The organism is Streptomyces blastmyceticus (assembly GCF_039521185.1).
GTDB lineage: Bacteria > Actinomycetota > Actinomycetes > Streptomycetales > Streptomycetaceae > Streptomyces > Streptomyces blastmyceticus.
In genome coordinates, this window is record NZ_BAAABW010000028.1 from 281,495 (window position 1) to 307,284 (window position 25,790).

Annotated in this window: 23 protein-coding genes and 1 riboswitch; of the genes, 10 read left to right on the forward strand and 13 right to left on the reverse strand. The window is 68.4% G+C overall.

Annotation, left to right across the window (positions count from 1 at the left end; translation table 11 throughout):
* Window positions 1-97 precede the first annotated feature (97 nt).
* From ABD269_RS28995 to ABD269_RS29005, 3 genes are all read left to right on the forward strand, one after another.
* Entirely contained in the window at window positions 98-967 is an 870-nt protein-coding gene (locus ABD269_RS28995; protein ID WP_344122647.1) for a helix-turn-helix domain-containing protein, read from the forward strand.
* 560 nt (window positions 968-1,527) lie between these two features.
* A complete protein-coding gene (locus ABD269_RS29000) occupies window positions 1,528-2,877 on the forward strand; it encodes a hypothetical protein (protein WP_344122649.1) in 1,350 nt (449 codons plus the stop codon).
* On the forward strand, window positions 2,874-3,770 hold the full coding sequence (locus tag ABD269_RS29005) for a DNA adenine methylase (protein ID WP_344122651.1): 897 nt from the start codon (window positions 2,874-2,876) through the stop codon (window positions 3,768-3,770). The genes ABD269_RS29000 and ABD269_RS29005 overlap by 4 nt, the downstream gene beginning before the upstream one ends.
* A gap of 438 nt (window positions 3,771-4,208) precedes the next feature.
* Here ABD269_RS29005 and ABD269_RS29010 read toward each other — a convergent pair whose 3' ends face one another.
* Entirely contained in the window at window positions 4,209-4,838 is a 630-nt protein-coding gene (locus ABD269_RS29010; RefSeq protein ID WP_344122653.1) for a response regulator, read from the reverse strand.
* The gene (locus tag ABD269_RS29015) at window positions 4,835-6,043 is read right to left on the reverse strand and encodes a sensor histidine kinase (protein ID WP_344122655.1); all 1,209 of its coding nucleotides are present in this window, start codon (window positions 6,041-6,043) and stop codon (window positions 4,835-4,837) included. Before ABD269_RS29015 ends, ABD269_RS29010 begins: the two co-directional genes overlap by 4 nt.
* Before the next feature lie 167 nt (window positions 6,044-6,210).
* Between ABD269_RS29015 and ABD269_RS29020 the strand changes: the two genes are divergently transcribed.
* The gene (locus tag ABD269_RS29020) at window positions 6,211-6,753 is read left to right on the forward strand and encodes a GlcG/HbpS family heme-binding protein (RefSeq protein ID WP_344122657.1); all 543 of its coding nucleotides are present in this window, start codon (window positions 6,211-6,213) and stop codon (window positions 6,751-6,753) included.
* A gap of 25 nt (window positions 6,754-6,778) precedes the next feature.
* Here ABD269_RS29020 and ABD269_RS29025 read toward each other — a convergent pair whose 3' ends face one another.
* Both ABD269_RS29025 and ABD269_RS29030 read right to left on the reverse strand, forming a co-directional pair.
* Window positions 6,779-7,348, reverse strand: coding sequence for a YbaK/EbsC family protein (locus tag ABD269_RS29025; RefSeq protein WP_344122659.1), 570 nt, complete (start codon window positions 7,346-7,348; stop codon window positions 6,779-6,781).
* Window positions 7,349-7,474: 126 nt separating this feature from the next.
* Window positions 7,475-8,146 (reverse strand): mechanosensitive ion channel domain-containing protein, encoded by a 672-nt coding sequence (locus ABD269_RS29030; protein WP_301893810.1) that lies wholly within the window; start codon window positions 8,144-8,146, stop codon window positions 7,475-7,477.
* Window positions 8,147-8,316: 170 nt separating this feature from the next.
* Window positions 8,317-8,490, forward strand: a riboswitch (M-box (ykoK) riboswitch).
* Window positions 8,491-8,786: 296 nt separating this feature from the next.
* On the opposite strand from ABD269_RS29030, the gene ABD269_RS29035 reads away from it, so the two are divergent.
* Entirely contained in the window at window positions 8,787-10,430 is a 1,644-nt protein-coding gene (locus ABD269_RS29035) for an NRAMP family divalent metal transporter (RefSeq protein WP_344122662.1), read from the forward strand.
* Between the two features lie 57 nt (window positions 10,431-10,487).
* On the opposite strand, the gene ABD269_RS29040 is transcribed toward ABD269_RS29035, so the two are convergent.
* Window positions 10,488-12,488, reverse strand: a complete 2,001-nt coding sequence (locus ABD269_RS29040; RefSeq protein WP_344122665.1) for a M6 family metalloprotease domain-containing protein — start codon at window positions 12,486-12,488, stop codon at window positions 10,488-10,490.
* A gap of 426 nt (window positions 12,489-12,914) precedes the next feature.
* On the opposite strand from ABD269_RS29040, the gene ABD269_RS29045 reads away from it, so the two are divergent.
* Window positions 12,915-13,307, forward strand: coding sequence for a hypothetical protein (locus ABD269_RS29045; RefSeq protein WP_344122667.1), 393 nt, complete (start codon window positions 12,915-12,917; stop codon window positions 13,305-13,307).
* A gap of 76 nt (window positions 13,308-13,383) precedes the next feature.
* Here ABD269_RS29045 and upp read toward each other — a convergent pair whose 3' ends face one another.
* From upp to ABD269_RS29085, 8 genes are all read right to left on the reverse strand, one after another.
* Window positions 13,384-14,016 (reverse strand): uracil phosphoribosyltransferase, encoded by a 633-nt coding sequence (gene upp / locus ABD269_RS29050; protein WP_301894403.1) that lies wholly within the window; start codon window positions 14,014-14,016, stop codon window positions 13,384-13,386.
* Between the two features lie 113 nt (window positions 14,017-14,129).
* Complete coding sequence (locus ABD269_RS29055; protein WP_344122669.1) at window positions 14,130-15,323, reverse strand: questin oxidase family protein; 1,194 nt, start codon at window positions 15,321-15,323, stop codon at window positions 14,130-14,132.
* Window positions 15,316-15,768, reverse strand: coding sequence for a DMT family transporter (locus ABD269_RS29060; RefSeq protein WP_301893819.1), 453 nt, complete (start codon window positions 15,766-15,768; stop codon window positions 15,316-15,318). The genes ABD269_RS29055 and ABD269_RS29060 overlap by 8 nt, the downstream gene beginning before the upstream one ends.
* A 3-nt stretch (window positions 15,769-15,771) precedes the next feature.
* On the reverse strand, window positions 15,772-16,242 hold the full coding sequence (locus ABD269_RS29065; protein ID WP_301893821.1) for a DMT family transporter: 471 nt from the start codon (window positions 16,240-16,242) through the stop codon (window positions 15,772-15,774).
* A 2-nt stretch (window positions 16,243-16,244) separates the two neighbouring features.
* A complete protein-coding gene (locus tag ABD269_RS29070) occupies window positions 16,245-16,928 on the reverse strand; it encodes an HAD family hydrolase (protein WP_344122672.1) in 684 nt (227 codons plus the stop codon).
* A 64-nt stretch (window positions 16,929-16,992) separates the two neighbouring features.
* Entirely contained in the window at window positions 16,993-17,934 is a 942-nt protein-coding gene (locus ABD269_RS29075; RefSeq protein ID WP_301893825.1) for a pseudouridine-5'-phosphate glycosidase, read from the reverse strand.
* Between the two features lie 71 nt (window positions 17,935-18,005).
* Entirely contained in the window at window positions 18,006-18,170 is a 165-nt protein-coding gene (locus tag ABD269_RS29080) for a tautomerase family protein (RefSeq protein ID WP_344122675.1), read from the reverse strand.
* 46 nt (window positions 18,171-18,216) lie between these two features.
* A complete protein-coding gene (locus tag ABD269_RS29085; protein ID WP_344122677.1) occupies window positions 18,217-22,074 on the reverse strand; it encodes an amino acid adenylation domain-containing protein in 3,858 nt (1,285 codons plus the stop codon).
* Between the two features lie 1,239 nt (window positions 22,075-23,313).
* Between ABD269_RS29085 and ABD269_RS29090 the strand changes: the two genes are divergently transcribed.
* The 4 genes from ABD269_RS29090 to ABD269_RS29105 all read left to right on the forward strand — a co-directional run bounded on the left by ABD269_RS29090 (window position 23,314) and on the right by ABD269_RS29105 (window position 25,753).
* Complete coding sequence (locus ABD269_RS29090; protein ID WP_344122679.1) at window positions 23,314-24,498, forward strand: serine hydrolase domain-containing protein; 1,185 nt, start codon at window positions 23,314-23,316, stop codon at window positions 24,496-24,498.
* Window positions 24,499-24,614: 116 nt separating this feature from the next.
* Window positions 24,615-24,821 carry a DUF5988 family protein gene (locus ABD269_RS29095; protein ID WP_301893829.1) on the forward strand — a complete coding sequence of 69 codons (207 nt, stop codon included), beginning with the start codon at window positions 24,615-24,617 and terminating at the stop codon, window positions 24,819-24,821.
* A gap of 145 nt (window positions 24,822-24,966) precedes the next feature.
* Complete coding sequence (locus ABD269_RS29100; RefSeq protein ID WP_301893831.1) at window positions 24,967-25,098, forward strand: DUF6126 family protein; 132 nt, start codon at window positions 24,967-24,969, stop codon at window positions 25,096-25,098.
* Between the two features lie 52 nt (window positions 25,099-25,150).
* Window positions 25,151-25,753: an HhH-GPD-type base excision DNA repair protein gene (locus tag ABD269_RS29105; protein WP_301893832.1), complete on the forward strand. Its 603-nt coding sequence runs from the start codon at window positions 25,151-25,153 to the stop codon at window positions 25,751-25,753.
* The last annotated feature ends 37 nt before the right edge of the window (window positions 25,754-25,790 follow it).

Below are 25,790 nucleotides of genomic sequence, written 5' to 3' on the forward strand. Positions count from 1 at the left end.
GGATCGACCCTGCCCGCCCGGCACCGCGCCGGCCAGACCCGGCGGATCCTGGTACCCGCAGGGCCTGGCCGGCCCGGGCATGCCGGAGAATGGCCCGATGCATGCCGAGCCGGAGATCAACGCGTTCCTGAAGGCCCGCCGGGCGGCCCTCGATCCGGCCGGGACCGGCCTGCCGCCCGGCGGGACGCGGCGCAGGGTGCGCGGGCTGCGCCGCGAGGAGGCCGCCCGGCTGGCGGGGATCAGCGTGGAGTACTACACGCGCATCGAGCAGGGCCGCGGCGGGAACGTCTCGCCGGAGGTTCTGGACTCCCTGGCCCGCGGGCTGCGGTTGACCGTGGCCGAGCACGGGTACCTGCGGAACGTGGCGCACCGGGCGGCGCACGGTGGGGCCGCCCGGCGGCCGGTCCCGGAAGTACCGCAGGTCGTGCGGCCCGGCCTGCGGGTCGTGCTCGACGCGATGGACGGCGTCGCGGCCCTGGTCTACGGCCGGGCCATGGACGTTCTGGCGTGGAACCGGCTGGGCGGGCAGCTGGGGGGCGACTTCGCGCGGCTGCCGCCGGAGGAGCGCAACATCGCCAGGCGGATGTTCCTCCACCCGGACGCGGAGGCCACGCACCCGGAGGCGGCGCAGATCCGCTGCGAGATCGTCGCCGTGCTGCGCGCCGAGGCCGGCCGCACCCCGGACGGCGAGCGGCTGTGCGAGGTGGTCGGCGAACTGCGGGAGCGCAGCCCGGAGTTCGCCCGGCTGTGGGAGTCGCAGGAGGTCGAGGAGAAGGCGTACGGCGTCAAGCGCGTCGAGCATCCGGAGCACGGGCTGCTGGAGCTGCACTTCCAGGCGATGCGGCTGCCGCCGCCGGACGAGGAGCTGACGCTGCTGCTGTACGCGGCCGAGCCGGACTCGCCGTCCCAGGCGGCACTGCTCGCGCTGTCGGGCGGGACCCGGCCCCTTGCGGACGCTGTTGGCTGACCCGGGGCCTCACGTGACGTCGGCCTTCAAGACCCAATTGTGGTCTTGAAGGGGGTCTCTCCAGCTGGCGCCGGATTGATCAAGGACAGGGCGCCAGTACCGGAAGCAGGGCCATCGGGGCGCAGGGGGACTTCTCCCGCCTCGAGCGGCCGGACCCAAGCCACAGCGAGCTTGCAGTTCTGGTTGCATTCACCCCCGTCCGGCACCGTTCAGAGTGCGCCGAGCCATCCACTCCACCGCAGGTCAGAACCCCCGCGACCGGCCCCGAACCGCCCGACGAACATTTGGGAAGCGTGCAGGGGGCAGCCCCCTCACGAGTTCGAATCTCGTATTCTCCGCACCCCCAGTTGGGCAGACGCAAGGCCCCGACCGTCACGGTCGGGGCCTTCGTCGTTGACCCGCCTCAGTTGGCCTTCAGCGGCTCCCAGAGCGCACTCTCCGGTGATTCTCGGCCAATGACTGAAAAGCGTCCATATGGCATGTCAGTTGCGAGGCCACGTATGATCTGCCTGCCAGAAAATATGGTGCACTGCAAGGGGGCGGCGAGGACTATGGGTGGCATGAAGCAGGCAAGCATGCACGTGTCGTCTTTGGTCTTGGACGAGACCAATCCTCGGCACGCAAAGCAGACAAGCAGTCTCGAAGAATCGATCGCCGCCCTCCTCGAAAAGGGCCCCGACAAGCTCCTCCGGCTCGCCCGAAACATCGTCCAGCACGGCCTTAATCCGACTGAGCTGATCGTCGTCATGACGAACGGATCTCAGAACGTGGTCCTCGAAGGCAATCGGAGAGTGGCCACTCTCAAGCTATTGAACAAGCCGAGCTTAGCACCCACCGAGCCGCTGCAGCGGAAGTTCGCAGCAATCGCCAACAGTGGCGTTGTCCCTCGGCGCGTGCAGTGTGTTGTCGCTGAAAATCGGGCGCAAGCAGCACATTGGATCCGGCTGAGGCACACTGGCGAGAACAGCGGGATCGGCGTCGTTAAGTGGAACTCGGCAGAAGTCAGCAGGTTCGGTGGCCGGTCAACTCCAACCGAGAAGGCCAGGATTCTCACGGAGGCCGTAAGCGACTTGTTCGCAGAGGATGCGGAACTCCTCAAAGACGTTGCCACCGTTCGGGAGGCACGCCTCACGAACCTCGGCAGGATGATCGGCGATCCGGAAGTTCGGAACCGGATGGGAATCTCCTTCGACGGGGATGTGGTGCTGACCAGTTACCCGAAGGGGAAATTGCGGCCGATCATTTCTCGCCTCTTTCAAGATCTGGCAGGCCCTGTCTCTGTCGATAAGATCAAAACGAAACGGCAAAGGAACAGCTATCTTCAGCAGGTCGAAGATGACTTGCCGAAGTTGGCGTACCGGCTCGATGAGCCGCAGAAGCTCGCTAACTCGACAGTCGGCCATGACGTCGGCGAGACAACCGAAACTTCCGGATCCTCTGATGCGCCCTCTAAGACGTCTAGACGGAAGCGCCCCGACTTTGAGAAGCGGTTGTTTCAAAGCGTCTCTTTACGGCACGTGAGCCTCCGCACCTCCGAAGTCCTCGAGGAAGCGAAGCGGATCAGCATTGATGAAATGCCTAACGTGGCCGCCATCATGGTGCGGATCGTCGTAGATATCGTGGTCACTGACGCGGCCGAACAACTCGGCTGGAAGCGGAATCAGGCGGACCTGAAAGGGCGGATCGGAGCCGCGCTGCATCAGATTGACCCGGCACAGGATGACTCGTCACTCAGTGACGCTTGGCGGTTCTCACAGAAAGATGAAGGCGCACTCGTGCTCAAGACCCTCCATTCCTTCGTGCACTCTTGGCAGAACAATCCGCTGACTTCTGAGGTTCGGAAACTGAGCGCGGCCTACGGCCCTCTTCTTTCCAAGGTCGATGAGCTCCTTGAAAAGAAGAAGCGATGAGGTATATCAGTCCTCTCCGCTACCCTGGCGGCAAGGCTCGATTGGCCCCCTACATCGCACATCTACTATCGCGACAACGCCCGCGCCCCCGTTCCTATGCTGAAGCATTCGCGGGGGGCGCGGGTGCGGCTTTGCGCCTACTCGTGGACGGCGAAGTTGACCACATCTATATCAATGACTTGGACTCTGGCGTTGCCGCCTTGTGGCGATGCATTTTCTTTGATTCCGAACAACTCGCTGAGGCGGTCAGGTCAGAGGAGGTGAGCCTCGACGCATGGCATCGATACTCCGAGATCTATAGGAACCCCACTGACAAGAGTGACCGAGAACTCGGATTTGCCACCTTCTTCCTCAATAGGTGTAACCGATCAGGCATTCTTCGAGCGCGCCCCATCGGCGGACTAGCACAGAATGGAAAATGGAAAATTGACGCCCGCTTCAACCGCGAGGCACTAGCGGAGCGAATCATTCATCTCGGAAAATTTCGCGATCAAGTCAGCATTTCCCAAATGGATGCCCGTTCCTTCATTCATCAACTCGAGCCCACATTCAACGATGTCCTTTTGTATGTTGACCCTCCCTATCTCGTTCAGGGAGACAGGCTCTACCTTGACTCTCTCACGCAGAATGATCACGCAGATCTGGCGAAGATTCTTCGCACTACATCACTGAGATGGTTGCTTACCTACGACGCCGACAAGCGCATTACCGAGGAGCTTTACAAAGGCTTTCGATGCGTCGAGTTCAACATCCTGCACACAGCCCAGATACAGCGCACAGGAGTCGAATACGCGATTTTCGGCAATCGTCTAATACTGCCGGAAGTGACAGGCATTATTGGCGAAGGGAACTTTCGATGGATGACTTCCAAGCGAAAGCGCGCGATCCCCTAAGGCCACAGACTTGATGAGCGTGGCCGATAAAAGCATTCCCTGCCACCCGTTGCTACAGGTCAGAGAGCCTGCGAGCCCGTACAGCACGATGATTCCCAAGCTCAGAGCGCGATCCCGCTGCTTCGCGGCCAACCCATCGCGCCTGGTTGCAGTTTTGGTTGCATTCAGCACAGTCTGAAGCCCCATACCCGACCGACTCTGCCGCAGGTCAGGACGGCTGCGACCCCCGCTATAATACCAAACGGACATTTGGAAAGCGTGTTGGGACAACCCCTCGAATCTCGTACCCTCCGCCAGCACCTCACCAGGCACGATGCCCAAGGGCCCCACCGTTCGCGGTGGGGCCCTTCATTGTCTTCTGCGCCACGTCCCTCAACGCCGACAGAACGCTGCGGAGCCCCGCACGCGCCACCGCCCCGGAGCCAGCCGGCCGGCCGCTCAAGGCAGCAACCGCTGCTCCTTAGCCACCGCCACCGCGCCCGCCCTCGTGTCCACGCCCAACTTGTCGTAGATCCGGCCGAGATGGGTCTTCACGGTGGCCTGGCTGATGAAGAGCGCGCGGGCGATGTCGCGGTTTCCGAGGCCTTGGGCGAGCTGGGCGAGGATGTCGAGTTCGCGGGCGGTCAGGGTGGGGGGCGCGGCGCCGCGCATCTGGTTCATGACGCGGCTGGCGACGGGCGGGGAGAGTGTGGTGCGGCCCTGGGCGGCGGCGCGGATCGCCGCGAAGAGTTCTTCGGGGCGCTCGGCCTTGAGGAGATAGCCGGTGGCGCCCGCGGCGATGGCGCGGGCGATGTCGGCGTCCGTGTCGTAGGTGGTGAGGACCAGCACATGGATGCCGGTGGCCGAGATGCTGCGGGTGGCCTGCACGCCGTCGATGCCGGGGCCGAGCTGGAGATCCATCAGCACCACGTCCGGCCGGAGCTTCGCGGCCATGGCCACCGCTTCCTCGCCGGTGCCCGCCTCCCCCACCACCTCGATGTCGGGTTCGCTGCCGAGCAGGGCGAGCAGCCCGGCGCGTACCACCGCGTGGTCGTCGCAGAGCAGGATGCGGACAGCGGCTTCGGTCATGACGAGAGGTCCAGGGGGATCGCGGCGGACAGGACCGTGCCCTCGCCCGGCACCGACTCGACGGTCAGGGTGCCGCCGAGCCGGAGGGCCCGGGCGCGCATCGCGGGCAGCCCGTGCCCCCGCGCGCCCGGCGCCGGCTCAGCCGCGGCCGACGCGTCGAAGCCCGTGCCGTCGTCGGCGACGTCCAGGACCACCTGGTCGTCCAGGTGGGTGAGGGTGAGGGTGGCCGTCGTGGCGCCCGCGTGCTCGCGTACGTTCGCCAGCGCGCCCTGTGCGATGCGCAGCAGCGCGGAGGCGACGCGTTCGGGCAGCGGGACGGCCGGCGTGCCCTCGACGTGGCAGCGCACCGCGAGACCGCCGGACTCCTTCGCCTCGCGCGCGGCCAGGGCGCGCAGCGCCTGTTCCAGGGTGCCGCCGTCGGCGAGATCGGCGGGGGCGAGGTCGTGGACGAAGCGTCGCGCCTCGGCCAGGTTCCGCTCGGCGATCGAGGCCGCCGTACGGACGTGCCGGTGAGCGGTTCCGGGGTCGGCCGCCCACACCCGGTCGGCCGCCTGGAGCAGCATCTGCTGGCTGGACAGGCCCTGCGCGAGGGTGTCGTGGATCTCCATCGACAGGCGCTGCCGTTCGGCGAGGGTGCCTTCGCGGCGCTCGGTGGCGGCGAGCTCGCGCCGGGTGCGGATCAGGTCGTCGATCAGTTCCCGCTGCCGGTCGGCCTGGCGTTGCATATGGACGAAGACGGCGGCCGCGATCGCCGCGACGGCGGGCGGGGCGAGAATCAGGTTCGGGTCGAAGCGGCCCGTGGACAGCTTCAGTTGAGCGGCGACCACGAAGGCCGTGAGCACCGCGACGAGGGCGAGTGCCGCGCGCGGGGGCAGGGTGCGCAGCCCCGTGAAGAACAGCGGCACCGCGCACCAGGCGAAGCTCGGCGCGAGGACCACCAGCACCATCCAGACGACGACCACCGCGACCGGCCAGGCGAGCCGGAGCGGCGCGGGGGACGCGGGCGGTACGGGGCCGAGCACGTACAGCAGCGCGAGCCCGGCGGACAGCACGATGATCCACGGGGTGTGCGGGTCACCGGGGTGACGCGTGAGGAACCGGGCCAGCGACGCGCCGAGCAGCAGGAAGAACGACGCGCGCATGACGACCGCGAGCCACCGCTCTCCGGGGGCGGCTGCCTCCGCCGTCGGCCCTTCGCGTCGCATCCGGCCCTCCTCGCCCCCTCCTCGACCTGCGTATACCCGCTCATCCTGACCCGGCGGAACCACCCTCGCATCAGCCGATCGGCTGACGGGAGGGTCGGCCGTCCCGCCCGGAACGAGCAGCCGCCGGGCCGAGGCGGCGGGCCTGTTCCCGGCCGGAGGATCGAGCCATGACCAACGCCAAGAAGCTCCTCGCCGCCTCCGCCGCCGTACTCGCCGCCGGAACGGTCGGCGCCGTCGCCGCCAACGCCGCGTCCCCCGCGGCCGGGACCAGGACCACGGTCAAGGCCGACGCCGACGACCGCAACCTCGCGCAGTCGACGCACCTGACGATCGCCGCCGCCACCAAGGCGGCCCAGGCGAGCCTCGACGCCGCCGCCAAGGAGGGCCAGAAGGTCTCCGTCGCCGTCGTCGACCGCGACGGCAACACCGTCGTCACGCTCCGCGGCGACGGCGCGGGCCCGCAGTCCTACACCTCCGCGGAGAAGAAGGCCTTCACGGCGGTCTCCTGGAACGCGCCCACCTCCGCCCTGGTGAGCCGCCTCGCCCAGACCCCGAACCTCAAGGACATCCCCGGCACCCTGTTCCTGCCCGGCGGCGCCCCGGTCCAGGCGAAGGGCGCCCCCGTCGCGGCCATCGGCGTGGCCGGCGCCCCCAGCGGCGACCTCGACGAGAAGTTCGCCCAGGCGGGCGTGGCGGCGCTGAACCAGTAGCCGGACGACCGGAGGTGCTCCGGTCTCAGCCCGCCAGCCCCGCGACGACTTCGGCGTTCGGCAGCCGGGACAGGAGGCCGCCGGGGAGGATCAGTTTGCCCCGGCGCCTGCCGCTGCCGACGAGGACGTGCGGCGCGGCGGCGACGGCCTCGTCGATCAGGAGGGGCCAGCCCTGCGGGAGTCCGACGGGGGAGATGCCGCCGTACTCCATGCCGGTCTCCGTCACGGCGACGTCCATCGGGGCGAACGACGCCTTGCGGGCGCCGAGGTGCTTGCGCACCGCCTTGTTGACGTCGACCCGGGTGGTGGCCAGAGCGACGCATGCCGCGTACGTGACGTCCTGCCCGCGCTTGGCGGCGATGACCACGCAGTTCGCGGAGGCGTCCAGGGGGACGTCGTAGGCCGCGCAGAAGGCGGCGGTGTCGGCCACCTCGGGGTCGGTGTCGACGACCAGCACGGAGTCGAGGGACGCGGAGCCCCGCCACTGCTCCAGGGCGGCGGCCACGGGCTCCGGGAGGAGTCCGGGCCGGGTGGCGGCCGGCCAGGCCTCCTCGAAGCGGCCGAAGGGCGGTGCGGTCGACGAGGGCTGGATCATGAATGCATCGTAATCGGGCACCGGTCCGGACCCACCGGATTCCCTGTCGAGTGCGTACGCCGGATCCCGGCGCAGCAGGACAAGGTCGCGGCCGGGGCGCGCCGGGAGAGCCCACGGCCCTGAGCCTCAGGCCGCCTGCGACGGGCGGCCGGGCGGCCCGATGACCGCACCGAGGACGGCGTTGTTGGGGATGAGCGTCCTGCCGTCCTCGGTGTGCAGCTCGACGAACAGCAGCGTCATGTCGGTCACTTCGCCCTCGATCCGGCCGCCGAGCGGGCCCGACTGCACGCTGATCTTCGCGCCGATCGTGAACGGGTGCGCGACCATCAGCACCAGGCCCGCGAAGATGTTGCCCAGCACCGGCTGGGCGGCGATGCCCAGGAGCACACCGGTCAGCGCGCCGCCCAGCAGCAGCTTCCCCCAGGGCACCCGGAGCAGGCTCAGCGCGCCCAGGATCACCAGCGCGTAGCCGGACAGCAGGCATATCACCCGCAGCGCGGCGGACCGGTTGTCGCTGATCCGGCCGGTCAGCAGCTTCACCAGGTCGTCCGTGGCCCCGCGCACCGCGATCAGGGCGCCCACCAGGAAGACCCCCGCGCTGACGCCGGCGATCACCCGGGAGGTGAGCGACTGGTGGCTGTCCGGGCTGCCCAGCAGTCCGCCGAAGTTGAGGGAGACGACGAGCCCGCCGACGGCGAGCGAGGTGATGACCACGGCGCGCCGGGTCCGGATCACCCCGCGCCAGTGCAGCCGGTGGTGGCCGTCGGCGGTGCCTGCGGCAATGCGGTCGTGGTCCACCGATGAGCCCCCTGTGGTGCGGATGTCGCGCAGCAGACTACCCAGGGCCCGGGGGCGGTGAATGCCACGCTCCGGTCGGCAGCACGCGTGGCGGCGAGGGTCAAGCCTTGACCAAGTAGTTGCGTAATTATGCAAGTAAGGGTCTATGCTTCTGGAGGTTCGAAAAGCAGGAGGCACCTCGTTCGGTGAGGCGTCTGCACGGACACAGGCCACTGACCCCACGACGTCGAGAGACGCCCAGGGTCAGGACAGGTCTCCCCGACTTAAGGGGTGACCCCAAGTGGCTTCCCCGGTCGGGGGATTACGCCGTGCAGTGCCAAAGCTCTGACGAGTTGGGGTGAACCGGCCCGGAGGCCGGTCCGCTCCTTGCCGAGTCGTCGACGCGATGCGCGTCCCGGCCGGAAGGAGGCGAGAGACATGGACAGCAGTTGCAGTAGTCAGGGCCACAGCAGCCCCTCGTTCCGCATGCCCTCGCCCTTCTCCGGCACACGGTAACCACCTTCCCCGCGGGCTCGACCGCGCCTCCGCCCCCACCCGTTCGGCACCCGGCCGACCCGGGTCGCCGGGCTGCGCTCCCGCGGATGAACGGCCGTCGCGCGCCGCCGACTCCTCGCCCTGCCCAGGCGTCCGGGAGGCTCCCATGACCGATCTGATCACCGACCCCACGATTCCGGCGCAGCGCAGCGCGGTGCTGGACGACGCCCACATAGGCGACATCCGCGGTGCCCTCGGCACCATCAAGCAGGACGACCACGGCGAACGCCGCGGCCTGTCCGCCAAGCTCAAGACGCTGCTCGCCATCGTCGGCCCCGGGCTGATCGTGATGGTCGGCGACAACGACGCCGGTGCCTTCGCCACGTACGGCCAGGCGGGCCAGAACTACGGCACCAGCCTGCTGTGGACCCTGCTCCTGCTCGTCCCCGTGCTGTACGTCAACCAGGAGATGGTCCTGCGGCTGGGCGCCGTGACCGGGGTCGGCCACGCCCGCCTCATCCTGGAGCGGTTCGGGAAGTTCTGGGGCGCCTTCTCCGTCATCGACCTGTTCCTGCTCAACGCGCTGACCCTGGTGACCGAGTTCATCGGGATCACCCTGGCGACCGGCTATCTGGGGCTGCCCAAGGTGGCGTCGGTGATCCTGGCCGCCGCGATCATCATCGCCTCGGCGTTCACCGGGTCGTTCCGCCGCTTCGAGCGGGTCGCCATCGCGCTGTGCGCGGGCAGCCTGCTGCTCGTCCCCGTCTACTTCATGGTCCACCCGAAGTCCTCGCAGATGGCCCACGACTTCGTCGTGCCCGCCATCCCCGGCGGTTCCGGGGAGCTGGCCACCGTCATGCTGCTGATCATCGGCATCGTCGGCACCACCGTGGCGCCCTGGCAGCTGTTCTTCCAGCAGTCGTACGTCATCGACAAGCGCATCACCCCGCGCTTCATGAAGTACGAGAAGGCCGACCTGTGGCTCGGCATCGGTGTCGTGGTGATCGGCGCCGCGGCCATGATGGGCATCGCGGCCGCGACCTTCGCCGGCACCGGGCGCTTCGGCGACTTCACCGACGCCGGGGGCCTGGCCACCGGCATCGAGGCGCACGCCGGGAAGCTCGCCGGGGTGCTCTTCGCGATCGCCCTGCTGGACGCCTCCATCATCGGCGCGTTCGCCGTGTCGCTGTCCACCGCGTACGCCATCGGCGACGTCCTCGGCATGAAGCACTCGCTGCACCGCGGCATCAAGGGCGCCAAGGGCTTCTACGCGGTCTACGCGGGGCTGGTCGCCGCGGCCGCCGCCATCGTGCTGATCCCCGGCTCCCCGCTGGGCCTGCTCACCGAGGGCGTCCAGACCCTCGCCGGGGTCCTGCTCCCGTCCGCCTCGGTCTTCCTCCTGCTGCTCTGCAACGACAAGCAGGTCCTGGGCCCCTGGGTCAACGGGCCCAAGACCAACGCCTTCACGGCGGCGGTCGTCGGCGTCCTGGTCACCCTCTCGGTCATCCTGACCGCCTCGGTCCTCTTCCCCGACATCACCGCGGGCGCGATCCTCGACATCATGGCCGCCTGCGGCGTCGCCGGGGTCCTCGCGGCGGGCTACGCCTTCACCCGGCTGCGCACCGGGACGAAGGAGGACCCGATCGACCGCACCGGCCGCGACAGCTGGCGGATGCCCCCGCTGGAGACCCTGGCCCGCCCCGTCATGGCCACCGGCCGCAAGATCGGCATGGGGGCGCTGCGCACCTACCTCCTGGTCGCGATGGTCCTGGTCGTCATCAAGCTCGTCCGGGTGGCCCTCGGCCAGTGACCGGACGCCGTCCGGCCAGGCCCTGCCCAGGAGCGCCTCCCGGGCAGGGCCTTCGGTCTATTTCTTGAGCAAGCAGGTGGCCTCGGCCGTCCTGCGCGGGTCGCTCTCCGAGCGGGCGGTGAGGGTGATCGTGCCCTTGCGGTCGGCGCCCGCCTTCGCCGTCACCGCCACGTCCACGGGGACCGAGGTGCCCGACGCGGTGGTCGCGAGGCGGTTGGGGAGCCACGCGCCCCAGCCGCGGCCGGAGGCGGTGGCCGACAGGCGGTAGATGTCGGACGACTGCGGCGAACCGGTGTTCGCGAGGGCGAAGGTGCACAGGGCCCGCCCCTCCGCCGCCTTCCCCCGCGCCGTGCCCTTGCCGAGGGCCAGGCCGCGGGCCTGCGGCCCGGCGCCGTCGAGGGACTTCACGCCGACGCTGTAGGAGAGCACGCCGGAGGCGTCGCGCCGCACGTCGAGGATGTAGAAGTGCAGCCGGTTGGCCTCGTCCACGTACTCGTACGAGCTGCCGGAGTCGGCGCCCGCGTGGAAGAGCGCGTCGCTGAGCTGGCGGTAGTCGCCCATGGTGATCTTCTGCGGGGTGCCGTCGGGGCGTTGGAAGTCCACCATGTCGATGTCCTCGGGGTGCGCGTCGATCACCCACGCGAAGGGCGCCCGGTCGGCGTTCTTGGTCTTGGTGAGCAGGACGCCGCTGTCCGGTGTGAAGGAATCCATGCCCATGCGGTCGACGACCTCGACGGTGTAATTGTCGTAACCGCCGCCGTCGCACAGGGGATCGGTGTTCCGGTCGCAGGAGGGGGAAAGGTCGCGCCCCATGGTGACGTTGACCCCTACCAGCCCCTTCTCGCCGGGCGGCGCGGACCGCGCGGTGACACGGGCCACGACCGGGCCGGAGTCCTTGAGGGCGTCGCGGTCGAGCCGCAGCACGTTCTTCTCGTCGACGATGCCGAGCTTGAGCTTGTCCCGCAGGACGTGCTGGGCGCCCATGGAGCCCCCGGCCGTGGCGGGTATCCGCCACCGCGTGTGCGGCCCTCCCGGACCATTGAAGGAGCCGCGCGAGAGCATGCCCCATATCCCCGTGTAGGAGCGGCTCAAGGGAGTGCCGTAGGGGTTGTTGTAGTTGTCCCCGATCCCCAGGATGTGGCTGAGCTCATGGGCGTACGTGGCCATGCCGGAGCTCTCCGCCTGGGTGGACGAGCCGTTCTCCGCGTTGGGCCAGATCCGGGCGGCCGCCTGCCATGAAGTCCACGGCACATAACGGGTCTTCGCGGAATTCCCGCCGGACGCCGTCGGGGAAGGCGGGCCCCAGGCCGCGGGTACGTCCTCGGGGCCCCGGAATTTCATCTGCCCGAACTCCTGCCAGACCGAGGACTCGTCCACTCCGGCCGTGAGGTAGAAGACGAAGTCGAATTCCGCCGTCCGGCCGGCGCCCACGTCGGCGACCCACGCGCGCTTTCCGTCGGCCCGGATGTCCTGGTCACAGGTGTCCCGCAGGGGGCAGGCGCCGGGGTTCATCCCGGTGTCTATGCCGTACTGGTACGACTTCCCCGGCATGCGGTACGCGCCGAAGGCGGTCAGGTCCACCCCGAAGCGGCCGCCGGAGTCCTCCATCCAGTATTCGTTGATGGTGTGACCGTGGTTGAGCGGTCCGGGCTTGTTCAGGAAGTCCTGGTAGAACGCCGGGACCCGGTCACGGGGAATGCCGGCCGCGCCGCTCTGCGGATTGCCGAACGGCGTGGAGCCCGCCGGCCTGGTGACCGAGAACTCCTCATCGGGGTAGTCCAGCAGCACCAGGGCGCCCTTGAAGGTGCGCTGGGTCGGCCTGACCGCCGGATTCGCCCAGTCCGTGCCGGGCACCGCGCGGTATTCGGCCCACGTCATGTCATCGGGGTTGCGCCACCGCTGCGGATCGATCGGCTGCACGAGCGGCTGCCGGGGCCGGGCCACGGCGTCGGGCACCGCCCGCGCGGGCCCGGCGGCCACCGCGGCCACGACGCCGAGCAGCAGGGCGACCAGACCCAGCCGGTGTATTCGCCGGGGGCGCGTGCGACGGAAATACATGACTCACCTCGTGTCTGGAGTCATCGGACGAGGACATGGCAAGTCGTGCGATGGATGTGCCCATCGGGGCCAAGGTAGGGCGAGGGGTCCGAAGAAGCCAGAGTGCGCGCGTGAGCCTCAACGCGGCTCACGGCGAAGGAAGTTGCGGCATCGACCCGAGACACGTTCGGGTGACTCACCGCATGCCCGCTCGCGGCCCTGGGAAGCCTTGCTGCGAATCGGCCCAGCCGCCCGATTCACGCCAAGTACCGCACACGCGACGGCAGTTGCCGCACAAGGCACGGCCGTCAACAGATGATCCCTCATATGAAGTAACCCTGTCCGTTCTCCTCTTCCCGGGCCCCGCGGCGCCAAGAATGCTCCCGCACGAAGAGCACGGCTCCCGTGGTCGGGGAACCCCCACGGGGCCCATAGCAAGGAGAACGCATGTCCAGCGCATCGATGCGCCGTATCGCCGCGGTCACCGCCTCGGCGGCCCTGCTGTCCGGCATCGCCGCCGCGACCGGAAGCGCGGCCTTCGCCGCCCCGGCCCCGCACCCCGCCCCGGCCGCCCACACCCAGATGCTCCACGGCGAGCACGGTGAGCACGGCGAGCACGCCAAGGGCGACCGCGACAAGGACGACCACGGCCGTCACCTCGGCTGGGAGAAGGGCGTCGACAAGAAGAAGGACCACTGGGACGGCAAGGGCCACTGCTGGCAGCGCTTCGACGCCGACTCCCGCACCTACGCCCAGTGGGACGAGCGCTCCCACTGCTGGAAGCGCAAGGTGAACGGCCACTGGCAGAAGTGGGACACCGCCCACAAGGCGTGGAAGTAGTCACCACCCGGCCGTACGGGAGGGCGTCACGCCACCCCGTACGGCCGTCCGCACCGGCCCGCTTGTCGGCGCCGTCTCACTTGTCGGTGCCGAAGAACCGGTCCCCGAAGTCCCCGATGCCCGGCATCATGTACGCGTTCTCGTTCAGCCGCTCCTCGATCGCGGACGTCACGATCTTCACCTTCGGATAGCGCTCACAGACGGTGGCGATGCCTTCCGGCACGGTGATGAAGTTGATGAAGACGATGTTCTCCTCCGCCACCCCGTGGTCGAGCAGGAGCTGGATCGCGGCGAGCGCCGTGCCCCCGGTCGCCAGCATCGGCTCCAGCATCAGGACGTGCCGCTCGGCGATGTCGTCCGGCAGGTTGGAGTAGTAGAGCTTCGGGAGCTTGGTGACCTTGTCCCGCTGCATCAGGATCTTGCCGATGCGTATCCCCCGGCAAACAGCCCGGAGTTGGCCTTCCATGCTTTCGCCGGCGCGGATGATCGGGACGCCGCAGAGCTTTCCGGCGAATCGCAGGCCCTGGTATTCGCGGCCCACGGGCGTCTCGACGATCCGCTCCTCGAAGGGCAGCAGATCGAGGCCCGCCTCGACCAGCATGCGGATGATCCGCTCCGAATAGAAGACGAAGTCCTCCCGGCGCGCGTCGCGGTCCCGGATGACGGTGTGCAGGGCCCGCAGCTGATTCGTCTGCGGCAGCAGGTGCACATTCCTGCCGAGGTACTTCTCGATCGACACGGTCGGCTCCGTCGCTGCGGTCGTGCTGGACATGATGGCTGTTCTCCCGCTGTTGTGTCTCTTCCGGCTGTTCGGCGATTCGGCTATTCCGTCGGCGGCTGCTCGAAGGACGGGGGCAGGCCCGGCGTCACGGTGAACTGGCCCGCGGTGACGCGGTATACCGACCGGGAGCCGGTGCGCTCCCACACTCGCCGCATCACGTAGACCAGCTTCGGGTTGTGCTCCTCGTCCTCCTCGAAGGCCCGCAGGACCGTCTGCCGCCAGTCCTGGTCCCACACCTCGGGGACGTCCGCGTCGACCGCGTCCCGGAACGCCGCGTGCAGGCCCGCGAGCTTCGCGCGCGCCGGGAAGTCGGCGCCGGAGAAGATCACGCACAGCATGCCGATCCAGAAGCACTTGACGACGTGCTTGCGCTGCTCGGCGGGCAGCCGGCTCGCGATCTGCTCCATCGCATGCAGGGAGGTGATCAGGTGCAGCAGGACGAAGTCGCCGGGGACGGCCAGATACAGCAGGGACACCACGTAGTAGAGCTGCTCCCAGCTCGCCTCGGCGTCCTGCTCGTCGATCCAGGCGGGGGTGCGGTAGATGAGCGGGTGGCCGGCGCCGAGGAGGCGGGCGATCCGGTACTGCAGGCCGGACCGGGCGAGCTCGGGGTGGATGCCCTCGGCGATGCCGACCGCGGTGTCGCCGACCAGGCCCCGGACCCAGTTCTGGAGGGCCTCCCGGTCGTCCTCCCACGCACCGGCGATCCGGAGCAGGGAGTCCACCGCCTGCTCGCCCCCGGCGCCGCCGTCCCGCGCCCGCTCCGGGTGGCACGAGACGTACGAGAAGGCCATGTACGCGAGGCCCTCGATGGTCATCCACCGGTTCTTCGCGTCGAGCGCCCAGCCCAGGTGGATGGTGGCGTGCGTGAAGGCGCCCACCCAGCCGGGCAGCAGCGCCGGTACGTACCGCCGCAGGAGTTCGTCGGTGCCCAGTTCCTTTTCCTGCTGCTCGAAGAAATCGCAGTAGGCGGAGAAGCTGGTGCGCCGGCCCAGATAGGTCTTCCAATTGGCCTCCGTGATCTCGTACTTCGAGACCTTCGGCGGCTCCAGGCCATAGCCGTAGGTGGTCATGCGCGCGTAGTTCTCGTAGTACGCCCTGATCTGCTCGGGGGAGGCGCCGAGTCCGTCGAGGGCGACGACCGCGTGCTTGACGTGGTTGCTGAGGTGACCGTTGAACTCGATGTGGTACGTCCGGTCGTTCAGCAGCTGTTCGACCACGGTGGCGTCAGTCATTGGCCTTGCCTTTCTCGCGGGCGGCGCTCGTCACTCTGGACAAGTAGATCCCCGCGATGACGATGACGACGCCCAGGATGCGCAGGGCGCCGGGCGTCTCGTGCTGATTGTGGAAGTCGATGAGCACCGCGGTGACCATCTGGCCGCTGATCACCAGCAGGGCGGCGTTCATCGCGCCGAGCCTCGGGAACACATAGCTGTTCACTGCCACGAACAGCGCTCCGAAGAAGCCGCCGAGATAGGCGGAGAGCGGCGCGGAGCCGGCGTCGTCGAATTTCCAGTCGCCCATGACGAGGAGGACGAGCGTGAGGAAGAGGAAGCCGACGACGTGGTTCCACAGGGAGGCCTTGAAGGGCCCGATCCCGGTGCTCAGGCGGCCGTTGACCGCCCGGCTGGTGCCGATGATCATGCCGTTCAGGAAGGCCAGCAGGATATAGGGAAGCATCTCTCACGCCCCGCCGAAGATGATGAGCGCGCTGCCGGTGAGGACGGAGAGCACCACGAAGAAGTCGGCGAGCACCAGCCGGCGTCTGGGGGTGCCGAACAGCCCGAAGTAGTCCGACACGATGCCGAAAAGCACCTGGCCCACCAGCATGAGCGCGATGGTGCCGGAGAGCTCCAGGCTGCTGTTCACCGCGATGGCGGCCAGCATCACGGTGAACGCGCCGGGAATGCCGCCCAGGTAGACCCAGAACGGCGCCTTCGCCCGCTTCTCCTTCCGCTCCCCGCCACCGGCCCCGAATGCCCTGGCGGTCACCAGGACGAGGAGGAGAGCGGCCACCGCACCGATGCCGTGGGCCACCCACGAGCCGAACACCGACGAAGTGTGCTTCGCCAGCAGGCTGTTGTAATTGGTCATCAGCGCGAGGAGGACGCCTCCCGCGATGCCCAGGAGCCAGTGCTTGGACCTTCCGAGCACGGTTACCGGCCCTCGCCCGTTCCGGGGTGGGCCGCGCCTATGCACGTGAGGACGTCGTCGAAGCTGTCCGCGATCCATGTCGGGTCGGCCGACTTCAGCTCTTCGAGGCTGTGGATCCCGTAGGTGACCGCGATCGAGCGCATTCCGGCGGCCTTGGCCATCAGCAGGTCGTGGGTGGTGTCGCCCACCATCACCGTCCGCTCGGCCGTGACGCCGAGCTTCTCCATCACCGCGTGACCGGACTCGGGGTCCGGCTTCGGCCTGGTCACCTGGTCGGCGCCGATCACGACGTCGAAGAGGTCGCGCAGGCCCGCCGCGGTGAGCAGCGCGTCGGCGCTCGCGTAGAACTTGCTCGTCGCCACGGCGAGCGTGAGCCCCTGCGCGTGCAGCGCCGCCAGGCCCGCGGAGACGCCGGGGAAGAGGAGCTCCCCGGCCCTCGGCAGGATGATCTCGCGGAACAGCCGCTGGTACTGCCGGACGCCCTCGGCGACCCGGTCGTCATCCACGGCGATGCCCATCAGCTTGCCGAACGCCGTCTCCAGCGGCAGGCCGATGGTGGCCCGTACGGCCGCGGGGTCCGGCGTCTGAAGGCCCATGGCCGCGAACGCCGCCGTGAACGTCTCCACGATCGCGCGGGGTGTGTCGACGAGCGTGCCGTCCAGGTCGAAGACTACGACGTCTGTCATGTCGGTCCTTTCCGATCGGTGGATCGGGGTCAGGGGAGGAAAGTCCGTCAAGGAGAAGGGGAGTTCAGTTCTTCTCGCGCAGGAGCTCGGCGTGGGCGGCCGCGATCCGGCCGGCGGCCTCCGCCGTGCTGATGAGCACCGCCATGTTGGCCTTGGCGGACCGTCCTTCGGTGACCTTGTCGACCGCACGCATCAGGTATTTGGTGAGGGCGTTGCCGCGCACGCCCTCCCGCTCCGCGGCGAGCACGGCGTCCTCGATGGCCTGCTCCACCTCCCGGCTGTCGATGGCGTCCTTCTCGTCGACGGGGCTGGTGATCAGGAACCCGCTGTCGTTGCCGAGGGCCCAGTGCGCCTCGACGGCACGGGCGATGACGCTCTCGTCATCGAGCCGGTGCGGGCTGCGGAAGCCGCTGGAGAGGCAGTAGAAGGCGGGGAAGTCGTCGGACTTGTAGGAGACCAGCGGGACGCAGTGCGTCTCCAGGAACTCCATGGTGAGCCCGAGGTCGAGGATGTTCTTCGCGCCGGCGCAGACGACCGCGACCTTGGAGCGGGTGAACTGGATCAGGTCGGAGGAGATGTCCATGGACCGCTCGGCGCCCCGGTGCACACCGCCGATGCCCGCGGAGGCGAAGAAGGGGATGCCCGCGAGCTCGGCCGCCACCAGCGAGGAGGCGACCGTGGTGGCGCCCATGCCGCCCCGGGCGAGCACGACCGGCATGTCCCTGCTGCTGACCTTGGGAATGCCGGGGGTCGACGCGAAGCGCTCGATGTCCTCGTCGGTCATGCCGACCAGGATGCGGCCGTCCTCGATGCCGATCGTCGCGGGGACCGAACCGCCGGCCCGCACCGCGGCCTCCACCTTGCGGGCGGTCTCCGCGTTGTCCGGATACGGCAGCCCGTGGGTGATGACATTCGACTCCAGCGCCACGACGGGACGGCCGGAGGCGATCGCGTCGGACACCTCCTCGCTGAAGACCAGCGGGACGTTCACATGGTTGTTGCGCACTGTCACTTCTCGTTTCGCGTCAATGATCGGCGGTTCCGGGGGGACGGCCGGGCGGCCCCCCGGGGTGTTCGTCAGTAGTTCGGCGTCTTGCGCAGCAGGTCCTTGCGGCCCTCGATCTCGGGGGCGTAGACGCGCTCGTTCCAGTCGGCTTCCGCGACCGGTTCCAGGGCGATGGAGACGACCCCCTCGTCGCACCCGAAGGCCTTTTGCACCGCGGCTGTCAATTCCTCGACCAACACCGTCTCCTGATCGATCGTCAGGGGTGTCGGAAAATGCTTGATGCTAACGTGCGGCATAGTTCTCCTGCTCCCTCCCGGCCCGCAGCCGGTGGCCGATCCCGTCGAGGAGCTCGGCGATGTCGGGGTCCTTGAGCATGCTGTAGTGATCGGCTTCGAGGTCGATCACGGTCGGTTCCGTCGCCGAATATCCGCTGCTGTTCTCGATGAACGAATAGTCGTCGCCACGCGCCTTGAAAAGGGTGATCGGGGCGTCGAGGCGGCGCTCGGCCAGCTCGTGGAAGGCGTATTCGAACGAGTACGTCTGATGGACGATCCTGGTCACGCGGCGCACCAACTCCGGGTCCAGGCCCTCGATGTTCGCGCTGATGAACTCGCCGAAGCTCTCGTCGTCGTGCGCGACCTCCAGGCACTTCTCCAGCAGCGGCCCGGAGATGGCTCCCGCGAAGACGGAGAAGAGAATCGTCACGTAGGCCTCATTGGCGTATGTGGCCTCTCTGCGGAACTCGGCCGTCCGCACCTTCGGACTGCCCGGGGCGATCAGGAAGAGGTTCTCCACCCGCTCGCCCGCCTGCTCCAGCCGGTACGCCGTCTCGAAGGCGACGCGGGCCCCGAAGGAATATCCCCAGAGGGTGTACGGGCCTTCCGGCTGGATCCGCCGGATCTCCTCGATGTCGGCGGCGGCCATGTCCCGGATCGTGGCGTACGGCGTCTCGCCCGGGTTGATGCCGTGTGCCTGCACCCCGTAGAAGGGCCGGTCGGTCTCCGCCCGGCCGGCCAGCAGCCGCAGGTTCATGGTGTAGCCGCCGAGGCCGGGCCAGCAGAAGACGGGGCTCAGCGAGCCCTTCCTGCGCAGCCGCACCAGGCGGGAGGACGCGTCCGCGTTCTCGCCGTCGACCCGGCGGGCCAGCTTCTCCACGGTCGGGGACTCGAAGAGCACCTGGAGCGGCAGCGAGCAGCCGAACTCCCGGTTGATCTTGTTGATCAGCGCCACCGCGATCAGCGAATTGCCGCCGGCCTCGAAGAAGTCGTCCTGGACCGAGACGGAGTCCCGCTTCATGCCCTTCTGCCAGAGCTCGCCGATCCGCTTCTCGGTCCCGGTCCGCGGTGCGATGAAGGGCCGGTCCGTGAGTTCCACGTCCCGCTCGCCCAGCGCCTTGAAATCGACCTTTCCATTGGCGGTGAGCGGCATCCGGTCCAGCACCAGGACGCGGTTCGGCATCATGTAGTCGGGCAGGAAGTTGCCCAGGTCGTCCCTGACCAGCTCGGCCGGGCCCTTCATGTGGACGGTGTCCTCCTTCATCCCCCGGCCGCGCAGCTGTTCCTCGCTCACGCGCCCGCCGACGGAGAAATAGGAGGGGCCCGTCTCCCTGCCGCCCGCCTTCAGCACGGCGTCGATCCTTTTGGCCGACGGGAGGGGGTTGCCGGTCTTGGAGCTGTAGCCGGAGGACATGAAGCCGAGGTCGGCGTCGTTCATCTCCAGCTGCTGGAGCTTGCGGCCGAGGTCGATATAGCTGCGCCAGTCCTCGGGGGTCCGGCCGACGACCGTCAGCCCGATGCTCGCCCGCTCGTAGACCTGCTGGTTGATGGCGATGACGTGCTTCTTCAGGACGAGGTCGTCGGAGATCCGCTCCAGATCGCCGTCGTGATAGCGGTACTGCCCGCCCGGGAGGTCCGCGACCTTTCCGGGGTGGGCCTGCACATAGACGTCGAGGGCGTCGTCCGGCCGCGGCACGGCCCGCCCGGATATCTCGTACGTCCCCAGGTAGTAGTCCTCTTCGGCGCATTCCAGGTGCTCCCGGACGGCGGGGGCGTACTCCAGATCCTGGATGTTCAGGCCGTGGGCGGGGAGGATCTCCTCGAACAGGCCGACCATGTGGCCGGTCTCGATCTCCAGGACCTCCTGGATGTTGTTCTTGTAGACCGGTTCGATGGCCCGCTTCTTGCCCATGAAGTGGACCTTGATCCGCGGGGTTCCGGAGTCGACTCCCTCGCGTATCAGCACCAGTTGGTGATGCACGGGATGGTAGTAGTGGAATCCGGGCTTCAGGCCGTCGATCCCGGACAGCTCGAAATACATCTGCGTCGCGTACAGCGAGCCCGGCGAGGCATAGCCGTACTTCGGTAGGAGCCGCTCCTCGCTGAGGTACTGCCCGAAGTACCGCAGGATTTCCCCGAATTCGGCGAGGGAGAGATCCCGTACGTCACGCGGCGCGGTGCCGGTGACCTTTCTGCCGAGCAGCCGGAGCACATCGGCCTTCTCGACCGCGCCGCCCTCGTAGAAGCGATAGGTCTTGCGGGCGAAGACCAGCTCCTGCTGTTCCGCGGTCGGTGCCGCGCCGGGCAGGTCGACGGCCGGCTTTCCCCTCAGCTCCGCGGACTCCCGGCAGCCCGCGTTGGAGAGCTGGGCCTTCACCTGAAGCTTGTTCTTCTTGGACTGGTGGTGCGCGCCGTGGTTGCCCTGATCCATCAGGGCGGCTTCCTTCGGATTGAGCTCGATGAAGGAAATGAGGTTCTGGAAGCCGGTGCGGGGGTCCTTCTTCACGATCACCGCCGCGTTCTTGACCCAGTCGTGGGTCTCGATCGCCAGCTTGATCTCGTCCAGCTCGACGCGGAAGCCGCGCAGCTTGACCTGGTTGTCGGTCCGGCCCGCGAACTGGACCGTGCCGTCGGCGTTCCAGTGCGCCAGGTCGCCCGTGCGGTAGAGCTTTCCGCCCCCGCCGTCCCCCGCGAGAGGGTGGTCGACGAAGCGGTCGGCGGTCAGGTCCGGCCGGTGCAGATATCCGCGCGCCAGCTGGATCCCGCCGATGTAGAGCTCGCCGATCTCCCCCGCGGCCACCGGCGAAAGCCGCTCGTCCAGAATGTGGTACTGCGTGTCGTGCACGGGCGCACCGATCGATATCGCGTGCGGCCCCTCCTTGACGGTGTCCCGGTCCACCGTGAACGCCGAGGAGTTGATGGTGCACTCCGTCGGCCCGTACACATTGATCAGCTCGACCCGCTCCATGGTCTCCAGGCACTCCACCGCGAGATTCCGGGAGAGGGCCTCGCCGCCGCTGAAGATCTGGGTGAGGGAGGTGCAGGTGTGCAGCTCCTCGGTGTCCAGCAGCGCCTGGAGCAGGGTCGGCACGCACTGCAGCGTGGTGACCTCGTGCTCGGCGATGGTCTCGATGAGCCGCTCGGGATCCCGGTAGATACCGGGGTCGCCCATGACGACCTTGGCCCCGCAGGCCGGGGCGAGGATCTCCCACTGCGCCGCGTCGAAACTCATGGGCGTCTTCTGCAGGACGGTTTTGGTGCGGTCGAGTGCGTGCACGTCGTGCAGCCAGCGCATCTGGCTGACGATGCTGCGATGCTCGATCATCACGCCCTTGGGCTTTCCGGTGCTGCCGGAGGTGTAGATGATGTACGCCAGATCGTCCGGGGCCGGGCCGTCGGCGGGCTCCTCGTGCGCGCCTTCCGTACGCGCCGCCTGGAATTCCCCGGCATCCCGCAGCGTGATGATCCGTGTGCCGTGCGGGGCGAGTTCGGCCAGCCGCGCGGTGAGGTGTTCCTGACAGACGATGACCCGCGCCCGGGTGTCCTCGATCATGTACCGCAGCCGCTCCTCCGGGTACTCCGGCGACAGCGGCAGATAGGCGCTTCCGGCGAACAGGATGCCCCAGGCGCCGACCATCAAGTCCATCGACGGCTCGACGAACAGGCCGACGCAGTCGTCGCCGGCCACACCGAGCCCGCGCAGATACGCGGCCAGCCCGGAGCTGCGCCCCACCAGCTCGCGGTAGGTGAGGGTCTCGCCCGTGTGGACTACGGCGATGTCGTGGGGCTGCTTCTGCGCCTGTTCCCGGAGCAGGTCGGGGAGGCAGTCGACGAGGCGACCGCTTCCGGGGAATGCGTGGTCCATTTCGCTGAACTCCTTAGTGACCAGGCTCTTCTCGCAGGTCGGGCCGGGCGGGCGAGAGCTTCGGACCGCCCGCCCCGATGCCACGGGGCCGGATCCGCGCTGGGCCGCGCCGGGTCCGTGTCGCCCGGGGCGTCACGCCACGACGGGCACGGGACGCGCGAGCCCCCCGGCCACGGCACGACGCGCGCCGGCGAGGGCGCGGCGAAGGGCGGCCGGATCAGGGCACCGGACATGACACACGTCGGCACCCGGGATCCGTCGGACCCGGCGGGCACCGGTCCTCGCCGTCGACTCCGGTGGCGACGGCCTCCGAGGAGAGCTTCATTGAGCAACTACGTGGAATGAGGCAGGAGTTGAACGAATGGAAGTCGACAAGGTCCTTCATGCCGCCCCCAGGCAACACCCTTGCAGTGACGATCGCGGGCACGCCGGCATCCACCCCCGGAGCGACCCTCGTCAGAATATGCGGCGCCGAACGCATTCGATGAAATCGGCGCTCGATTTCAATTTTTCCCCGAGCGTCATTGATTTGCGCGAATTATCGCGACCGCATCAAGGCGCGGCGACTCGTTTGTGATCCATCCCGGATCCATCCCCCCATGTATAGAGCAACCGACCGGCCGATCAGCACCGACGACGGCCCCCGGATCTCCTTGCGGAGGGCCAGGTTCCGTTCGCGGTTCGCCGTGAACCGGTGTGCTGATCCTCTGGGTTGACCGGCTGCGTGTCAAGGGTTGTCCACTACCACCCTTCCTGCCATCGGAGGGACGTAACGGCTGATCAAGCCGGTCGTGGGCGAGCCCCCTCCGGATCGATTGGCGCCCGTGGTACACCCGGGGCGCGAGGGGACCAACGGACGTAAAGAAAAGGCGTATTTCAAGTGTCGTCAAAAAATCTGACGGCCACTTGACGGCAATCTTTTCGATCCGCTATCAGTCGGCGTCACACCACGATCACCGGAATGACCGCTACCGATGCTCCACAACGCCTGACACAACGCGATGGACACAACTCCCCCAAGAAACCGGAGGATTGATTATCGCTTGGCGTCCTGACGTATATCCGGACCCCCTCCGCAAACCCGCCCCTGTCCCCAACTCGACTGCGGTGCAAGGCCGTACGCCCGCACACCCCGAGGACACACGTCCCCCCGACCCCGGCACGTCTCAGGGTCGCGTCCGGGTCCTCTGGGGGACGGCCCCGGATGATCAGGGGGCGTCCGGCCGACAGCATGGAGCCATGACCTCCTTCTCCCTGCCCCGCCGGGCCCTGGTCGGCGCTTCCGTGGCCGGCGCACTGCTGCTGACCGCCGTCCTCCCCGCGAGCGGCGCCGCGGCCGCCGCGCCCACGCCGCCGCCCCTCGACACCAAGGCGCTGCGGGCCGCCATCTCCGACCTCCAGCACCCCCAGGCCACCGCGGCCCAGCTGCGGGTGAGCGGCTCCGCGGGCCAGTGGTACGGCACCTCCGGCACCTCCGACCTGCGCACCGGCCAGGCCGTCCGGGCGGACGACCGGTTCCGGATCGGCAGCATCACCAAGGTCTTCGTCGCCACGACCGTGCTGCAGCTGGTCGCCGAGCACCGTGTGGACCTCGACACCCCGGTCCAGCGCTATCTGCCCGGCCTGCTGCCGAAGGACTACGCCCCCATCACCGTCGGCCAGCTGCTGAACCACACCAGCGGCCTCCCCGACGAGAGCGGCGCGGACGTACCGCAGAAGACGACCCCGGAGGACGTCCTCGCGCACCGCTACGACAAGTGGACCCCCGAGCGGCTCGTCGCCGTGTCGACGCGGAAGCCCCTGAAGTTCCGGCCGGGCACCAAGCAGGAGTACCGCGGGATCAACTACGTGCTGGCCGCGATGCTCGTCGAGAAGGTGACCGGCCACGCGTACGGCAAGGAGATCGACGCCCGCATCCTGCGCCCGCTCGGGCTCAGGAACACCTCCCTGCCCGGCAACGACCCCAGGATCCACGGCCCGCACGTGCACGGCTACTTGGCGATGTCCGACGGCACCCTGAAGGACGCCACCGACTACAACCAGTCGGAGGCCTGGGGCGAGGGCGAGATGATCTCCACCACCGGGGATCTGGACCGCTTCATCTCCGCGCTGTTCTCCGGCAAGCTGCTCCCGAAGCCCCAGCTGGACAAGATGTTCACCCTGCCGTCCCAGGACGTGCGCATGCTGAAGGGCGGCTCCCCCGCCAGCTACAGCATGGGCCTGCAGGCGGTCACCATGAACGGCGTCACCCTGTGGGGCAAGACCGGCGAGCGGTACGGCTACAACTCCGCGATGGTCTCCACCCAGGACGGCAAGCGCCGCGCGGAGTACTCCTTCAACCCCACCCACCGGGACGAGAGCCAGATGCAGATGACGCTGCGCATAGCGGACGCGATCACCAAGAAGGCGCCCGAGCAGCACTGACGCGGCCCGCGCCCGCGGGGGCGTCAACGGCCCGCACGGAAGATCCGGCTCCCGGGGTCGGCGGCCGTCGGCGCGCCGGGGAGCGGTGGCCCGAGGTTCTGTGGGAAGACTGGGGCATGAGCAGCGCTGCCAGAGCATTCCTCGAAGGTGGGCCGGACGAACTGCCCGAGCGCATCGTGCCGATCACTCCGCCCGGGGTCGAGCTGAAGATCCCGTTCCGTGGCGGGTACGAGCACTTCAAGGTCACGTCACGGCACCAGGAGACCGGGGAGGGCCGGCTGGTCGTCTACGAGTGGTGGGAGCGGACCGAGATCGCGGAGTAGCCGCTCCGGGAACGACCGAACAATTCCCCCGGAACCGGGGGAGCGAATGCGGGCACTCCAGACACTCGACGGCCCCGGTGATCGAACACCGCAGCGATAGACTTGCGGGGTCACCGGGGCCGTCCCGGAGTGAGGGAGGCCCGTGATGGCCGCTGACACCGAGAAGTGGCGCGAGAAACAGGTCGCCCTGCGCGTCCTGGTCTATGTCTTCGTGACACACGTCTTCGCGGGCTTCATCATGCTGCTGTTCTACCTCGGCGGCCACGCCGACAAGTGACCGCGGGGCGTGGGAGCGCCTCCCGCGCCCTCCCCGGGGCGATCATCGGGGCATGGACATCACCCTTCACCTCGCCCAGCAGCCGGACGCCGACGAGTTGCTCGGGCGGAGCCCGCTCGCCGCGCTGATCGGCATGCTGCTGGATCAGCAGGTCCCCATGGAGTGGGCGTTCTCCGGTCCGTACACCATCGCGCGACGGCTGGGCCGCGACGATCTGGACGCGTACGAGATCGCCGCCCACGACCCCGAGGCGTTCGCCGCGCTGCTGTCGGAGAAGCCCGCGGTGCACCGCTATCCGGGGTCGATGGCCAAGCGGATCCAGCAGCTCTGCCAGTACCTCGTCGAGCACTACGGCGGTGACGCGAGCGCCGTATGGGGCGACGTCGGCAGCGGCGCGGAGCTGCTGGAGCGGCTGAAGGAGCTCCCCGGGTTCGGCGAGCAGAAGGCCCGGATCTTCCTCGCGCTGCTGGGCAAGCGGCTGGGCGTGACGCCGGAGGGCTGGCGCGAGGCGGCCGGGGCGTACGGCGAGGAGGGGGCGTACCGCTCGGTCGCGGACATCACCGGGCCCGAGTCGCTCGCCAAGGTGCGGGCGCACAAGCAGGAGATGAAGCGCGCGGCCAAGGCGGCCGCCTCGAAGAAGCCGCCGAAGAAGTGATATCCGGCTTCATACACCTGTGCACCGGGGCGTACGC

Excerpts from the sequence above, each read along its gene's own strand:
- ABD269_RS29000 (WP_344122649.1), top strand. The coding sequence starts at position 1,528 with ATGAAGCAGGCAAGCATGCACGTGTCGTCTTTGGTCTTGGACGAGACC.
- ABD269_RS29095 (WP_301893829.1), top strand. The coding sequence starts at position 24,615 with ATGAGCAGCGCTGCCAGAGCATTCCTCGAAGGTGGGCCGGACGAACTG.
- ABD269_RS29055 (WP_344122669.1), bottom strand. The coding sequence starts at position 15,323 with ATGACTGACGCCACCGTGGTCGAACAGCTGCTGAACGACCGGACGTAC.
- ABD269_RS29040 (WP_344122665.1), bottom strand. The coding sequence starts at position 12,488 with ATGTATTTCCGTCGCACGCGCCCCCGGCGAATACACCGGCTGGGTCTG.
- ABD269_RS29105 (WP_301893832.1), top strand. The coding sequence starts at position 25,151 with ATGGACATCACCCTTCACCTCGCCCAGCAGCCGGACGCCGACGAGTTG.
- ABD269_RS29070 (WP_344122672.1), bottom strand. The coding sequence starts at position 16,928 with ATGACAGACGTCGTAGTCTTCGACCTGGACGGCACGCTCGTCGACACA.
- ABD269_RS29020 (WP_344122657.1), top strand. The coding sequence starts at position 6,211 with ATGACCAACGCCAAGAAGCTCCTCGCCGCCTCCGCCGCCGTACTCGCC.
- ABD269_RS29035 (WP_344122662.1), top strand. The coding sequence starts at position 8,787 with ATGACCGATCTGATCACCGACCCCACGATTCCGGCGCAGCGCAGCGCG.
- ABD269_RS29060 (WP_301893819.1), bottom strand. The coding sequence starts at position 15,768 with ATGCTTCCCTATATCCTGCTGGCCTTCCTGAACGGCATGATCATCGGC.
- ABD269_RS29085 (WP_344122677.1), bottom strand. The coding sequence starts at position 22,074 with ATGGACCACGCATTCCCCGGAAGCGGTCGCCTCGTCGACTGCCTCCCC.
- ABD269_RS29015 (WP_344122655.1), bottom strand. The coding sequence starts at position 6,043 with ATGCGACGCGAAGGGCCGACGGCGGAGGCAGCCGCCCCCGGAGAGCGG.
- ABD269_RS29010 (WP_344122653.1), bottom strand. The coding sequence starts at position 4,838 with ATGACCGAAGCCGCTGTCCGCATCCTGCTCTGCGACGACCACGCGGTG.
- ABD269_RS28995 (WP_344122647.1), top strand. The coding sequence starts at position 98 with ATGCATGCCGAGCCGGAGATCAACGCGTTCCTGAAGGCCCGCCGGGCG.
- ABD269_RS29090 (WP_344122679.1), top strand. The coding sequence starts at position 23,314 with ATGACCTCCTTCTCCCTGCCCCGCCGGGCCCTGGTCGGCGCTTCCGTG.
- ABD269_RS29025 (WP_344122659.1), bottom strand. The coding sequence starts at position 7,348 with ATGATCCAGCCCTCGTCGACCGCACCGCCCTTCGGCCGCTTCGAGGAG.
- ABD269_RS29100 (WP_301893831.1), top strand. The coding sequence starts at position 24,967 with ATGGCCGCTGACACCGAGAAGTGGCGCGAGAAACAGGTCGCCCTGCGC.
- ABD269_RS29005 (WP_344122651.1), top strand. The coding sequence starts at position 2,874 with ATGAGGTATATCAGTCCTCTCCGCTACCCTGGCGGCAAGGCTCGATTG.
- ABD269_RS29045 (WP_344122667.1), top strand. The coding sequence starts at position 12,915 with ATGTCCAGCGCATCGATGCGCCGTATCGCCGCGGTCACCGCCTCGGCG.